Here is a 14932-nt window from a genome sequence, read left to right as displayed (position 1 = left end):
AAACTATATATTAATATTGGTTCCATTGCAAGACTTTAAATTGCATCTAATAAAATTAAACTTTCTGGAAGCGTAAGTTGACTGTAAATAAAATGTATTTTGAACTGTAATATTGCCATAAAGCATAGTTAGAGCACTACTATACCTCAAGCACTGCTATCCTTTTTCATCTTAACCGATGAATGTTTTTTCGTGCATAATAAAAAAATAAAAAATTTCTGTCACAAAACTCGCTGTTCCGGGTTCTCTATAATATAGGCATCAAATGAGAGTGAGGTTTTAACTGACATGTTAAAAATAAAAAAGGAAGAAAGGCCTGTTTCGGATGTGACATTTGAAGATTTGTTTAAACAAAACTATGTTTACGTTGTGAAACAGATCGTATGGATTGTCAAAAGTCAGACTATCGCTGAAGAATTAGCCCAAGAAGTATTTTTACAGCTATATCGCAACGATTGGAAGAGTATTGAACACTTACCTGGATGGCTAATAAAATCTTCTACTTATGTAGCCTATAAATATCTACGATCTGAAAAACGGCATCAGGCGAGAGTAGATAAAACCATACAATATCATGAAGTACAACATATTTCATCATTAGATGATGACTGGATTAGAAAAGAGGAAATTACAAAGGTCCAAATGGTACTCAGTAACATGAATGAACGAGATCGAACCATTTTATTGATGAAATTTTCTGGTTTTCAGTATAAGGAAATTGCAGAAGTGCTTCAAATCGACATATCTTCTATTGGAACATTATTGGTCCGAGCCAAACAAAAGTTTCGTAAGATTTATAAACAATTAGAGGAGGCTTAATAAATGAATTGTTATGATGTGGGATTTATTCAAGCATATATGGATGGGGAATTACCTTATGAGACAAGAAAAGAATTCACAAAACATTTAGATACGTGTAACGCATGCCAAGACTTATTACTAGAAATTAGTAAATTAAATCAATGGGAAACTGTCATGTTAGAGGAAGAAATAGTACATTCATCAAAAGAAATCAAAATTGATGTAGACCAAGCGTGGCAAGCATTTGAAAATCGCGCAAAATTAGAAAATGTTTCTTATATCAATCAAAAACCTGAACAGAAGAAGGGATTATTTACAAATATGAATAAAAAATCAAAACGTTTCATGTATATAGCAGTAGTGGTAGCAGGGCTTTTTTCAACAGCCATGATTCCACAAGTGCGAGTAGCAGCTACGAATGTTGCCTCCTATTTTTCCAATGAAATTTCAAATGATACGATTATAAACGAAGGAAGAGACATTGAAAATGGTCAATTCATTCCGATTGATGAAAAAATTACAGATCAAGGTGTTACGGTACATTTGAAAGAATTATATGTAGCAGATTCACGTATATCCATTCATTACAAAATTGAAAAAGAAAATGGAAATGTAGTACCGTTTGAATTTGATACAACGGGGTTACAACTTGAAGATGACGGCAAAGTAAATGGTCAACAAGATTACAACCCAACTTATAAGGAAAATGAATACTTCTCACAATTAGCATTTATTCAAGGAGCAAATGGTGGACCCTTCGAGCTAAAAGCATCAGGTGAAGAATTAAAGCATATAGGTGTTCGTGATAAGGATAGACCAGAAGGTGTTATTACATTTATGGAAGGTCCTGAAGGGAAAGATTCCTTCAAACAACCACTTACATTAGATGTCAATATAAGCAGGATTGGAAAAGTAACTGGTTCTTGGAAAGGTCAACTTCAAATTGATCCTACCAAATTGAAAAAATAAATTAAATTCAAATGAAAAAAAGAATAGAACGATGCGTATCCAATACCATGCTTATATTCTTCCTTGTGTTACTTACATTTATTTCATACATGATTTCTACTCTATCATTTTTAATTTCATAATCATAAAAAGGTAGTATAGAAAGTAGCTGGTTCCTTAACATACAGGGAATCAGCTACATTTTGTCCAAACGCACAATGTTCTTTTTTCGTATGATGCCCCTACATGCAAAACTTACATAAAATCTAGATGAACTCCAAATAAACTCCAGATACTTATTTTATGCTAAATATAATCTTAAGCAAGGAGGTAATAAAAAATGTTTAAAACATTATTAGCAGGAACACTTTTAAGTACAGGATTATTAGCGGGTGGTGCAGTAGATACAGAAGATGTGAAAACGAGCAAACTAGAATCGAATGAAAAAATAGAATGGAGACAAATAAATAAAAGTGAAAAAGAATCCGCAAAAAAGATGGACAAAGGTACAAAAATTGATCAAAATCAACCAATGTCAGTTACAACAAGTGTAGATGGAACAACAACTTCTTCGCCAATCCATAATTCACCTGAAGACGCAGTGCCAGCAATTCCTAACGAAGATGTGAAATCTAACTATAATCAAATCTTTGAAATGCCTGAGGACACTAAATCAAAACCTGCACATGATTCTTCTAAATAAGCTATAAAATGAAATAGGATCATACCCTCAAATAAGTAATAATAGAATCCCTGTTGCATACAGCGCAGGGGTTTTGATGTTAAAAAATTTCCCTTCACTAGTCAAAGGCAAATAATGAAAAAAGAAAAATCAGATGTAAAATAATCAATAATTATTAAAAACAAATAAAAGGAGTATCTCTTATTTAATAAGAGATACTCCTTTTATTTTTGGAAACATGTCTTAGCCACAAGCAAAAAGAACTATAAACTTGCATAAAGTTTATTTTAACTTCCCTATTGATAGGTTAACACGGTAATTCCCATATTTTAATAGTCGTCCTAGAAAGTTATCCAATTCTTCATTGGAGGCAAAATGTGTTTTTAATAAATAACATCCGTCACCACTTATACGATGTACTTCAGAAATCCCTTCTTCTCCTTGAAAGAAATTCATAAACTCTTGATGGTTAGCTGTTGTTACGAACAGAGTAACAAACGCAGTCACTACTTGTCCTAATTTGATTCGGTTTATTGCGATTGTGTATTGCTCAATAATCCCTAAATCCTCTAACCTTCGAATTCGATTTCCTACCGCCTGTCCCGTCATATGTATTTTTTGACCAAGTTCTTTCCATTGTATTCTTGAGTTTTCTCCTAATAATTTCAGTATCTCAAAATCTGTTTGATCAATGATATAAACCAATCCTTTCACCGTGAAAGTAGAAAGCCAGAAAGTGTTTCGCCAGCTTATTCTGCTTATCGATACAATTCACTATACTTAGTTTATCCTCTTACATCACATTGTTTATCAGTTATATTCACTTATAACATAGAGGACGCAACAAAAAAATACATCTAGATTTAAAGGAGGTTACAAATATGTTATTACAAGAAATCCTATCGTTCAATGAACAATTTGTAGAAAATAAGGAATACGCTCCTTTTGAAGCGACAAAAATGCCTAAAAAACGTATGGTTGTTGTTTCTTGCATGGATGCTCGTTTAATTGAGCTACTTCCAAAAGCTTTAGATATACACGATGGTGATGCAAAAGTTATCAGAAATGCAGGTGGTAAAATTGCTTCTCCTTTCGATAGCGTTATGCAAAGTGTTATAGCATCAGTATATGATCTAAATGCAGATGAAATCTTTCTTATCGGACACCATAAATGTGGTGCAAGCCAAACTAATCCAAAAGGAACAATTCAAAAAATATTAGATCGTGGAGTAGCTTCATCCGAAATTTTATCAGCAATTGAATATGCTGGTGTTGATCTTGAAAAGTGGTTATTTGGATTCGATGATGTCTGCGATTCAACTCAAGCTAATGTTGATTTAGTAAGAAATCATCCACTTATTCCAAAAGATGTTCCTGTACATGGTTTAGTCATTGATCCTCACACAGGTAAATTAGATTTAGTAGTTGATGGATATAAAACATTAAATGGTATGAAAAATTAATTATTACTCAAATGAAGGGAAGTTATTAAATATGAATAGACAAGAAGCTACGCAAAAAATTATGGAAGCAAAAATTGCAAAAGGTTTAACATGGGAAGAACTTTCAAAAGTAAGCGAAAACTCTGAGACTTGGGTTGTAACAGCATTATTAGGACAAGCTACAATGACACGTCCGGAAGCAGAAAAAATCGGTAAATTATTAGAATTAGATGAGGAAGTGGTTCAGGCATTAACAGTAGTTCCACTTAGAGGTCAAGTAATGCAAATGCCTCCTACTGACCCAATCTTATATCGATTATATGAAATGATGTTACAATACGCACCAACTCTTAGAGAATTAATCTTAGAAAAAGCTGGCGAAGGTGTAATGAGTGCAATTAACTTCAATCTAGGTGTGGATACACAAGAAGATCCAAAAGGTGGCGATCCTCGTATCGTTATTACACTTAACGGTAAATTCTTACCATTCCGTACATGGTAATTAATTTTAAATCTATATATATATTTAAAATAATTTTATAGATTTACAAAATCCATCCTTTTTAATCTAACTGTATAGAGAGGATGGATTTTTACTATGAGATTCTTTTTCGACAAAGGAGAATAATATGAACAAAAAATACTTTAATACGAGCTTTAGTATTCTACAGTGGTTTGTGTTTCTATTAGCAAATGCAATTGCATTGCCTATCATTATTGGTGGCATATTTCATTTATCAATAGAAGATATCTCAACATTAATGCAGCGAACTTTTTTAGTCGTGGGAGTAAGTTCATTTATACAAGCATGGTTTGGGCATCGCTATCCCATAGCAGATGGTCCAGCAGGTTCATGGGTAAGTATATTTGTCATACTGGGACAAGTAGCTATGCATCAGGGACAAAGTGCAAAAGACGTGTTGCAACTTTTAGAAAGCGGGTTAATTATTGCCGGTATATTACTCTTCGTACTTGGTATAACAGGGCTTGTGCATCGAATCTTACGTTTATTTACCCCTTTAGTTACAGGAACTTTTCTTTTAATCTTAGCACTTCAGCTTAGTGGTGTGTTACTAAAAGGAATGATGGGATTACAAGAATCTGTAACTCATCCTGATTATACAACAACTACTATTGCACTCTTTGTTTTTACCATGATTACCTTCTTATCAATTAAAGGGAAAGGCTGGATGAAAAGTTACGCTGTGTTACTTGGCATTTCATTTGGTTGGCTTTTGTATGCTTTATTAGGAAAATCGTCTCATATGCCTTCACACACACCGTTAGTTAAGTTACCACAGATATTTGCTTGGGGCATGCCTAGATTCGATATTGGAATGACTCTAACTGCAATTTTATTTACATTTCTTTTAGTTGCAAATACGATTGCTGCTATTTCGGCTGTAAAACAAGTGGCTCCATTATCTAAAGAAAATGAAAAGCAAACACTGAACCGTGGTGTATGGGTCGGAGGTATATCACATATTATCTCGTCGTTGTTTTCTACAATTGGAATTGTACCATTACCTGCATCAGCAGGATTTATTCAACTAACAGGACAAAGAAAAGTGAAGTCATTCCTTATAGCAAGTCTCATATTAGCAGGAATTTCTTTTATTCCCTCAATTGTAAGCTTTATATCCTTACTTCCAGGCCCTATTGCTAATGCTGCACTTTTAGCAACATTTGTCCAAGTAATAGGCCTTTCATTTCAATCAATTTTACGTGAAGAATTAAATCAACGCCGATTAACTATATTAGGAATTACATTATTAATCAGTTTAGGAATAATGTTTCTTCCAGAAAGTGCATTTAGCGGTATTCCTTCTTCCTTACAATATGTTTTAAGTAACGGATTACTCGTAGGCACTATGATCAGTATTCTGCTAGAACAGTTTTGGAAAGAGTAAAGGGTTTATACAATGCAATAATACTCCTTGCTCAGTCCTAACAAAAAGGGATCACACCAGACGGTTGATCCCTTTGGTTTTATAATAATCTCTCTTATTTTTCTACAATATCTTTTGCTTATAAAGCTTTATGTTAACACAGCTATTGGTTAGCTTGTCCTGACATATTATGAATTTCCGTTCAATTTATCTAAGATACTCTTATCTATTTTTGTTTGATCCACTTTAGCTATTTTAGAAACAATCCCACGGCGATCTTCCCAATCAATCAAATAATATTGATTTTTTTCCAATTTATTTTGCACGGAAACTTTCAGTTTTCTTTCTTCCCCTTTTTTATCGTACACCTTCTCATCGTAAACATGATACGTAAGAATTTCTCCATTACTCAATTTTTCGTTTTCTACTGTAGAATCAGTCATTACCTTTACATAATATTCTTTAGTTGAATAGTACCCATTACCTGATTTCAGATAGTAGAAAGCACCTCCTATTATAGCTAATAACACAAAAATCCTAATGATCCATTTCATATGATAATACCTAACCTTTCTATCCTACTTGTAAAATTTATATTCATTCACATATAAATCTTCCTTACTTTAAGTATGCTTTATCTAAAAAGAGGGTACAATCCAGTTTCCTTACACCCATATTACACTTTTGTAATCCTATCATTTTGGATTAAAACATTTTTATCATTTTACAAAGCAAGCATAATTTTTTCGCAAGCAAAAAGAACCATACCCCTGCCAACCTGGAAAAGTTATGGTTCTTATCATATAAAATTGTAATTTGAATATTATTGCCGTAAACGCCAATCTCACAGGATTATTTGCATAAGGTGTTCAGCAATTTTGTCTCCACTTATCTTTTTATTTTTTTCTTTTCTACCAGGGCTGCCGCCCACATTTTAACGAAAATATACGCTAAGGATTATCTTGCAGCGTAACAAGCTACTTCTCCCTTAAATGTAGACACACTATACCGAATCTTAACTACATCACAACTTCTTATATGAGAACGGACGAAACCTACTTTGTCTAACACAATTGTGTTAGCTTATGAGTGGATAACCAAACCAGAATATAATGATTCCCTTACATTCACCGTCCGAGTGTTCAACACGTCGCTGGATTGGGAGTAATGACATATCTGTGGAGCTATTACCAACAGCCAGAAAAATTAAGAGTTATCATGATGGGCAATCGCATAAAAAAAGCTGCTGCCTATAAAATACAGACAGCAACTTCAACTAGAGTAGCTAGCATAATTTACGCAAGCTACAGTATACATTTTGTAACTAATAAACAGCGATTGGCCCATAGGGACCATTGATAATTTCTATTTTTGTTTCAAAAATATCTGTCAAAAGTGTTGGGTCCATAACCTCTTCTACTGTTCCAAAAGCAGCAATTTGCCCATCTTTCATAGCACAAATTTTGTCAGAGTATTTAGCAGCAAAATTTATGTCATGCATAACAGTCAAAATTGTTCTTCCGAATTCATTAGCTGCACGTCTCAAATGCTCCATCATTTGAACAGAACGAGCAACATCAAGGTTGTTCAAAGGTTCGTCCAAAAGTACATATTCCGTCTCTTGGCACAATACCATCGCTACATATGCCCTTTGTCTTTGACCACCAGAAAGCTCATCTAAATATCTATTCTCTAAATTAGTTAAATCCAAGAAATCGATATATTTAGAAATAATAGCTTCATCCTCTTTCGTTAATCTTCCCTTTGAATAAGGAAAACGCCCAAATCCAACTAGTTGCCTAACAGTAAGCCTAGTTACAAAATGATTTTCTTGTCGTAATATAGTCAAAACCTTTGCTAAGTCTTTTGATTTGGATTCAGAAACATCCATATTTGCTACTTGAATGTGACCTTCATCCATATCTAAAAGTCTTCCAATCATCAAAAGTGTCGTGGACTTTCCAGCGCCATTTGGTCCAATTAAAGAAGTAAAGCCTGCTTTTGGTATTTCAATATCCAAAGGTCCTATTTTTACCTTATCACTATAGAACTTTTTAACGTTATCAATTTTTATCATAAAGCCCTCTTCCTTAAAACTATAGTTAAGAATATGATTCCACCAAATAATTCAATAATAACTGAAACCACACCTTGAGCATGGAATACATGATACATTAAAAAGTATGCACTCGTCATTATCAAAAATCCTATAGCAAAAGCCATTGGAAAAATATATCTATGATCATAAGTTGACGCCGCCTGATAACTCAAAGTTGCTACTAAAAAGCCGTAGAAAGTAAGTGGCCCAATTAGAGCTGTTGAGATGGACATTAAAATAGCTACTAATACAAGCGTATAAATTACACTAGGTTGATATTTAACCCCGAAAGAAGTAGCAACATCCTTTCCTAGTGACAAAACATTCAAATTCTTAGAATGAGCAAAAATCAATACTGCTACAATTATGATCATAGGAATTACAATAGGAAAATATGCAGGATCTGCATGATTAACAGAACCAAATAATCTTGCTTGTAAAATATCAAATTCTGAAGGCGCAAGTAGTTTTCTCATAAAAGTTGACACAGAATTTAGCCCGGTACCAATAATAATTCCAACTAAAAGCATAAGTTGTAAATTCCCGTATTTACCGGAAAGTAACCATCCATAAAGTATCAAACTCATGAAGACCATAACAACAACTTGGAATAAAAATGATCCAATTCCATTAAAATTTATTAACGCACTAGCACCAAAGAAGAATACTGTACTCGTTTGAATTGCTGAATAAAGTGATTCGAAACCTAAAAGTGAAGGAGTAATAATTTTATTATTCGTAATAGATTGGAAAGCAACTGTCGACAAGCTATGGCAAACCGCAGCAATAATCATTGCAACAATAGCTACTATCCTTCTCTTAACAACTGGGATAAAAGAAGGTGAATCTATCGGAACTGGATTGTTATACACTAAAAGTCCATATGAAGAAAGGAGACCTAAACCAATCAATGTTATCAATAAAATCCAATAACGTCTTGCTTCCTTCTTAGAACGAAAAGCGCTAGCTGATCTACTTTCATTATGAAGGCTAGAATCGATTTCGACATTTTCTTTATTTCTATATTCTAATGTGATCATCGTAGCCTCCTTGGTTTTCTTTGTCTCAATAAAATAGTAATAAACACGACTGCTCCCACTGTTGCAAGTATTAAAGAAACAGGTAATTCAAAAGGCTTTATAATTGTTCGAGAAATGATGTCACAGGCAGTTATTGACCCCATTCCGATCACACAAACCCAAGGTAAATTACTCCTAAGATCATCACCTCTAAACATTGAAACGATATTTGGCACAATTAATCCTAAGAAAGGTAAGTGTCCAATAACAGCTGCAACAATTCCAACTGCAACAGAGATAAGACCAGTCCCACAAAGAACAATTCTATTGTAATTAACTCCAAGGCTTGTTGCGACATCTTCTCCTAGTCCAGCTAAAGTCAATCTATTAGCATACATAAAAATAAGAAAAGTAATGATAACAATCAGCCATAAATATTCATATCTTCCCACTTGAATGTTAGCAAATGAACCTACGAACCAAGTTTCAATACTTTGTGTCTTTTGAAAAAGGAGTCCCAAAAAAGTAGACACTGCAGAAATAACTGCTCCAAGCATCAATCCAATAATCGGGACAATTAAAGACGAACGAAGTTTAACTCTTCTTAAAAATAAAAAGAAAATCATAGTTCCTATAAAAGAAAAAATGATTGCACCAGTCATTCTTTGCACTAAAGTCGGGGCAGGGAATAATAAATATACAAAAAGCAGGCCTAAGCCTGACCATTCAATAGTCCCCGTTGTAGTAGGTTCAACAAAACGATTCTGTGTAATAAGTTGCATGACGAGCCCTGCCATCGCCATTGCAGCTCCAGTAAGCATTAATGCAACTGTTCTCGGAACACGAGTTATGAAAAACATCTCCATTCCGTCCTCTTGTCCACGTATATCATAAACTCCAGTAAACAGTGATATAATCCCTAAAATTATAACAACTATAATCGCTATTATAAAAGATTTTGTCCATAATTTATTGTGATTATAAAACTGGGGTTGAGAAATATTCTCAACCCTAGAAATTATATTTTTTGACACTGTTTCGTACTCCTTTACACTACTTAGCTAAAGTTTTTGCAAGATTTCCAAACAACTCTATATAAGTCTGAATTGATTCATTTGTGTAAGTATCTTCTGGTGCATAAACAACTTGTTTTTTAGAAACAGCAGTTGTGTTTTGAAGAGCTGGTGATTTAGAAATAACATCCTTAGCAGGTGTTGAAGTAGCTGCATCAGATGTTGCAGCATCACGATCTAATACGAAAAGCCAATCAGGATTTGTTTGTGCAATAGCTTCAACAGAAACGTCATCACCTTTATGACCTGCAGTAGAATTTGAAACTTCTAGTGCTGGAACCCAACCGAAAATTTCATACATTGGTCCCCAAACACGACCAGAATGTGGAGCAGCAAAACCAATATTCCCACCAGTAACGATAACACTCATAACTTTATCTTTTCCGTTATAAGCAGATTTTGCAGTTTCAATAGATTTATCAAAATCAGCCACTAATTTTTTAGCTTCTTTATCTTTATCAAAGATTTTTCCTAAAGTAATTGTAGAATCTTTAAGTCCTTTTACTAAGTTTTCTCCAGGCTTAGTAGCCTTCTCTGAAACATCAAAATTAAGATCAATAACTGCTGCATTTGGTACTAATTTTTTGATTTCTTCGTAATGGTCAGCAAATCTTTGACCAACGATTACAAGGTCAGGGTTTGCAGCTGCAATAATTTCAAGATTTGGCTCACGGTGATTCCCAATATTTTGAACTTTTTCATCCTTTTTATATGCTGAATCAGCAGGCATGATATCCTTTGGAGCAGCCGCTAATTTAATTCCCCAATCAGCTAAAGTTTCAAACGTTCTATTATCTAAAGCAACTACATTCTTTGGATTTACAGGAACTGTAACTTTTCCATGCGCATCAGTGATTTCAACCGTTTTTGTCTTATCACTACTATTATCTTTAGTAGCCTTCGAAGTTTCTTTACCTGAATCTGAGCAAGCTACTAACATTAAAGTGAAAATTGCTAGAATACTTACTAATTTTAAAAGCATAGTTTTTTTCATATGTATACTCCTTATAGTGTGATTTATTTCGAAAATGATGACATCCATAGATTGAATTAGAAAGTGACTTTTATTCAATCGAATCGCTATTGATAATCATTTTCATTTGAACATCCTGTTAATTAGTATAGTCATTAATTCTGTGAAAATCTTGTGAATGGTGCGAATTCATAAAATCAGGTATAAAAAGTAATATGTGAAGTCGGGCGTGTTGATTAACCATGATTTCCTCTACAAAACACGCTCATTAATAGCTAATATTTTCATAATCCATTTTTTCACGTCTTTTAATACTTCTAAGAAACTATTTGATTATCATATTTAATAAAAAAATGAGTAAAACCGAATGAAATAATTTTACTCATTTTTTATTATCTTATTTTTATCAGTCAATCATTGAATAGCCTCTGCCATGTATCGTTTGAATATATCTGTCTTTCTTCTCGCACTTTAACTTTTTTCTTACATACCCAATATATAAGTCTACTACATTTGGATTTACTACTACGTTATATCCCCATACTTGATTCAAAAGCATTTCACGGCTCAATATTGTGTTTTTATTCTTGATTAAAAATACAAGTAAATCATACTCTCGCTTAGTAAGCGAGAGGTTTTCGCCACCTTTTTTCACAATATTGCTAGATGCATCAACAAAGAGATCTTTAAACTGAAAAAAGTTTATTTCCTTTTGCTGGTTACAATCACTTCTCCTTAAAATTGCTTGAACCCTTGCTACTAATTCTTCTTTCGCAAATGGTTTTCTGATATAATCATCTGCTCCTGCTTGTAACCCTGCTACGCAATCCTTGCTAGAAACATTGTCGGTCACAATAATGATCGGTGTCGTTTTAACTAATCGTATTTGTCTACAAATTTCTGGTCCGGATATACTTAATGAATCCCAATCCAATATGATAATATCCCAATCTTGTTCATATATTATATTTAAACCTTCGTTTTCATTGTGAAGTTTTAAAATGAAATAGCCTTCTTGCGTTAGACCGCTTACGATTTTCTTCGCTAAAGACCGTTCATTCTTAATTACTAAAACCTGCTTCACCGATGGTTCACCTCTACTTCAATATAACTTAGTTAGATAAAAAATTATCCCAAAAAATAATTTAAGATTTATAAATTTTAAATTCCTAAAAAATCCGTTATAACAGCTTATTAGGAGAACTCTATATAATCTTACAATAGGTATGGATAAAAACACAAAACATATAAAGATTTGAATAAAGTGAAATTTTAATGAAATCTCACCAATTGGGCGTTTACGGTCAGCTATAGTATCTATCTGCTTATCATCAATAACTAGTTCTTCATTTTCTGTTTCAGGGGTACCGCCCGATTCCCATCAACTTAAGCATTTTATAAAACCACAAAATGAAAAAATGGCATTCTCTCTATTACTTTAAATCTAGAAAACAAATCACTTCAATATTTTCTGAATATTATGGGAGGATGTAAATACTGTGAACACTGTATATTTAGTGTTTAGTTGACCTTATAATAAAAAAAGCGCGCTAAATTGAATTGAAAGGTGCAAAAACATGATTACAAATCAACAACTAGTAATAAACAATTTGGAAGAAAAATTAAAAGTATTTACTCATACAGTTAGCGGAAAACTTACAAAGGAAGAAGATTTCATCATAGCAAATACAGAAATTCCTACTGATACATTCAATGTAGTATTGCCGAAATCTCCAAATATCAAAAATGCAGTTAAGATTAGAGATGGAATCAATAATTTTTCATATAAAAAATATCCCTTTAGTATTTGGATTGATGCTCAGCATTTAACTGAGGATTGGACAAAACTTATGCAAGAATATGACCTAAAAGAAGCGGAACGTAATGTAATGATGAAACTTGAAAATACTCTTAATGTTGATCAAAGAATTTCCCATCAACTTATGATTACTAATGTGAAAAATAATGAAGAACTTTTAAAATATATAGACGTATTCATGAGCTTATTCGAGGGTACACCAGAAAAAGATGCATTAAAAAGTTATTTTAATAAGTTTTCACAAGTAAAATTAGGTTCAGAAGTTCAAATGTTTATTGGATGCATAGATGACATGCCTGTAACTACTGGTTTATTAATAGAAAGCAAAGATAGTTATGGTATTTATGATGTGATGACAAAAGAAACATTTAGAGGTAAAGGAATTGGCAGTGAAATGTTTCAATTTCTTCTAAATCAAACAACGGATAAACAAAAACCAGTTGTATTACAGGCTTCAGATGATGGGAAAAATATCTATAAGCGATTTGGATTTATAGATGTCGGAGAAATGGTTGTATTTGAATAAAAGGTTTTCTTATTAAGCTATAGGGCGGAATTGTTGAGCAACATAGATAGGAAATGATCCAACTTTTTATAAAAGAATAAACCAATTGAAAATATTAAGGGCGTGTTTTGAACAATCTTTTTTCAAAACACGCTTTTTTCTTTTTGTTTGTTTATCAAGGTTATTTGCTTAACTTGAACAAACTTTATTCTAAAACAACATGAATTATTAATTAAAATCACTTTGAAGAAGCATATCTTTACATAACAAAAAAGAAGCATAAACCTGCACATTATGCAAAGTTATGCTTCCTGTTATACAAAATAAAAAAACCACCAAATATGTATTGGTGGAGACGGTGGGAGTCGAACCCACGTCCAAAAATATCGGCACTTAAGCTTCTACGAGTGTAGTCGATATATTAGCATTTCGCAAACTCTTCGGCCTATCGACAGGCTTCCAAGTTGCTAGTCTGATTGTTCTCTTCCTTCGCCCTCAGACGGCGAACTCCGGCGTAGTCCACTTAGTTTGAGTCCCTTACCCTACCACATGGACGATGGAGGGAGGAACCTTTAGTGCAATTAAGCAGCTAAAGAAAGATTGTTTTGTTTGCCAATTATAGGCTTTGACGTTTTAACGAGGCCGATCCCCTCGACTCGCAACCTAAGCTCGAACTATCCCTGTCGAATCCGTAACGTCCCCATGATAAAAATGGAGCATACGAAGAAAATATCGTGATAGCTACTAAGAGCTGTTTTTCAATGTGCAACAACCTTACATAAGTTATTATATCATACGCGCGCCGTTTTACAAATGTAAATATCTGTATTACATCTTTTGGCGATCACGGAACACGCGTGCAATTTCACGTTTCGCTTCTTTCTCTTTTAAATCATGACGTTTATCATATTGTTTCTTACCTTTTGCTAAACCAAGTGCCATCTTTGCAAATCCATTTTTCAAATAGATTCTAAGTGGAACTAATGCGTAACCTGTTTCTTTTGCAGCTCCCGCTAGTTTATCAATTTCTTTTTTATGAAGAAGTAATTTTCTCGTGCGAAGCGGATCATGGTTGAAACGATTCCCTTGCTCGTACGTATTAATATGCATATTATGAACCCATACTTCACCATTATGTATACGTGCAAACGCATCTTTCAAGTTCACGCGACCAGCGCGAATCGACTTAATTTCCGTTCCTTGAAGGACAAGCCCTGCTTCGTATGTTTCTTCGATGAAATAATCATGAAATGCTTTTTTATTTTGTGCAATAACCTTACCTGTACCTTTTGGCATATAACGTCCCTCCTCTATTTTTACTATTGTAACAAATGTTACTAAAAAGCGAAAGTGGCTCGCTTAGAATCTTTGGACATTGGAACTCCCGACAGAGAAGCGCTTTTTGCTTCGTCCGAGGGAGTGAAATGGCCAACAGATTCTAGCCACTGTAGCTGGATTCCATTAAAAAGCGAAAGTGGCTCGTTCAGAATGTGAGGTGGATGGAGCTTCTGACCTTGAGGCGCCCTTTGCCTCTGGGGAAGAAGCGAAGCCGCCAAACATTCTAGCCACTGTAGCTAGATTACATTAAAAAGCGAAAGTGGCTCGCTCAGAATGTGAGGTGGATGGAGCTTCTGACCTTGAGGCGCCCTTTGCCTCTGGGGAAGAAGCGAAGCCGCCAAACAT

The 14932-nt window shown here is 33.8% G+C and carries 15 protein-coding genes and 1 other RNA gene; 7 read left to right on the top strand and 9 right to left on the bottom strand.

The genetic code is table 11. From position 1 onward, the window contains the following. Positions 1-288 precede the first annotated feature (288 nt). The 3 genes from JDS98_RS21325 (at position 289) to JDS98_RS21315 (ending at position 2452) form a co-directional block, all read left to right on the top strand. A complete protein-coding gene (locus tag JDS98_RS21325) occupies positions 289-819 on the top strand; it encodes an RNA polymerase sigma factor SigX (RefSeq protein WP_000912781.1) in 531 nt (176 codons plus the stop codon). A 3-nt stretch (positions 820-822) separates the two neighbouring features. Beyond that, positions 823-1770, top strand: a complete 948-nt coding sequence (locus JDS98_RS21320) for a DUF4179 domain-containing protein (protein ID WP_097958714.1) — start codon at positions 823-825, stop codon at positions 1768-1770. A gap of 319 nt (positions 1771-2089) precedes the next feature. After that, positions 2090-2452, top strand: coding sequence for a hypothetical protein (locus tag JDS98_RS21315; RefSeq protein WP_199634302.1), 363 nt, complete (start codon positions 2090-2092; stop codon positions 2450-2452). A 261-nt stretch (positions 2453-2713) separates the two neighbouring features. Here the strand turns inward: JDS98_RS21315 and JDS98_RS21310 are convergent, their stop codons facing one another. Beyond that, positions 2714-3145, bottom strand: a complete 432-nt coding sequence (locus JDS98_RS21310; protein WP_002039967.1) for an Lrp/AsnC family transcriptional regulator — start codon at positions 3143-3145, stop codon at positions 2714-2716. A gap of 167 nt (positions 3146-3312) precedes the next feature. On the opposite strand from JDS98_RS21310, the gene JDS98_RS21305 reads away from it, so the two are divergent. The 3 genes from JDS98_RS21305 (at position 3313) to JDS98_RS21295 (ending at position 5783) form a co-directional block, all read left to right on the top strand. After that, positions 3313-3894 (top strand): beta-class carbonic anhydrase, encoded by a 582-nt coding sequence (locus JDS98_RS21305; RefSeq protein WP_000926483.1) that lies wholly within the window; start codon positions 3313-3315, stop codon positions 3892-3894. Positions 3895-3925: 31 nt separating this feature from the next. Then, on the top strand, positions 3926-4375 hold the full coding sequence (gene cynS / locus JDS98_RS21300; protein WP_199634301.1) for a cyanase: 450 nt from the start codon (positions 3926-3928) through the stop codon (positions 4373-4375). Positions 4376-4502: 127 nt separating this feature from the next. Next, positions 4503-5783, top strand: coding sequence for a purine/pyrimidine permease (locus JDS98_RS21295; protein ID WP_098711560.1), 1281 nt, complete (start codon positions 4503-4505; stop codon positions 5781-5783). 167 nt (positions 5784-5950) lie between these two features. Here JDS98_RS21295 and JDS98_RS21290 read toward each other — a convergent pair whose 3' ends face one another. From JDS98_RS21290 to JDS98_RS21265, 6 genes are all read right to left on the bottom strand, one after another. Beyond that, a complete protein-coding gene (locus JDS98_RS21290) occupies positions 5951-6316 on the bottom strand; it encodes a YxeA family protein (RefSeq protein ID WP_097958718.1) in 366 nt (121 codons plus the stop codon). Between the two features lie 770 nt (positions 6317-7086). After that, positions 7087-7839: an iron ABC transporter ATP-binding protein gene (locus JDS98_RS21285; RefSeq protein WP_097958719.1), complete on the bottom strand. Its 753-nt coding sequence runs from the start codon at positions 7837-7839 to the stop codon at positions 7087-7089. Next, positions 7836-8900 carry an iron chelate uptake ABC transporter family permease subunit gene (locus tag JDS98_RS21280; protein WP_000631250.1) on the bottom strand — a complete coding sequence of 355 codons (1065 nt, stop codon included), beginning with the start codon at positions 8898-8900 and terminating at the stop codon, positions 7836-7838. Before JDS98_RS21280 ends, JDS98_RS21285 begins: the two co-directional genes overlap by 4 nt. Beyond that, the gene (locus tag JDS98_RS21275; RefSeq protein ID WP_097958721.1) at positions 8897-9913 is read right to left on the bottom strand and encodes an ABC transporter permease; all 1017 of its coding nucleotides are present in this window, start codon (positions 9911-9913) and stop codon (positions 8897-8899) included. The genes JDS98_RS21280 and JDS98_RS21275 overlap by 4 nt, the downstream gene beginning before the upstream one ends. Before the next feature lie 19 nt (positions 9914-9932). Beyond that, positions 9933-10946 carry a siderophore ABC transporter substrate-binding protein gene (locus JDS98_RS21270; RefSeq protein ID WP_199632439.1) on the bottom strand — a complete coding sequence of 338 codons (1014 nt, stop codon included), beginning with the start codon at positions 10944-10946 and terminating at the stop codon, positions 9933-9935. A gap of 385 nt (positions 10947-11331) precedes the next feature. After that, positions 11332-12009 carry a response regulator transcription factor gene (locus tag JDS98_RS21265; RefSeq protein WP_000815803.1) on the bottom strand — a complete coding sequence of 226 codons (678 nt, stop codon included), beginning with the start codon at positions 12007-12009 and terminating at the stop codon, positions 11332-11334. 493 nt (positions 12010-12502) lie between these two features. On the opposite strand from JDS98_RS21265, the gene JDS98_RS21260 reads away from it, so the two are divergent. Further along, the gene (locus JDS98_RS21260; RefSeq protein ID WP_097958724.1) at positions 12503-13270 is read left to right on the top strand and encodes a GNAT family N-acetyltransferase; all 768 of its coding nucleotides are present in this window, start codon (positions 12503-12505) and stop codon (positions 13268-13270) included. A 326-nt stretch (positions 13271-13596) separates the two neighbouring features. Here the strand turns inward: JDS98_RS21260 and ssrA are convergent. Both ssrA and smpB read right to left on the bottom strand, forming a co-directional pair. Continuing rightward, positions 13597-13951, bottom strand: a transfer-messenger RNA (tmRNA) gene (gene ssrA / locus JDS98_RS21255). Positions 13952-14077: 126 nt separating this feature from the next. Continuing rightward, on the bottom strand, positions 14078-14545 hold the full coding sequence (gene smpB / locus JDS98_RS21250) for an SsrA-binding protein (RefSeq protein ID WP_001123917.1): 468 nt from the start codon (positions 14543-14545) through the stop codon (positions 14078-14080). Positions 14546-14932 lie beyond the last annotated feature (387 nt).

This window comes from Bacillus cereus group sp. N11, from assembly GCF_016483605.1.
Lineage (GTDB): Bacteria > Bacillota > Bacilli > Bacillales > Bacillaceae_G > Bacillus_A > Bacillus_A toyonensis.
Note: the sequence above shows the minus strand (reverse complement) of the source record. Positions and strands in the feature narration are given on the sequence as shown.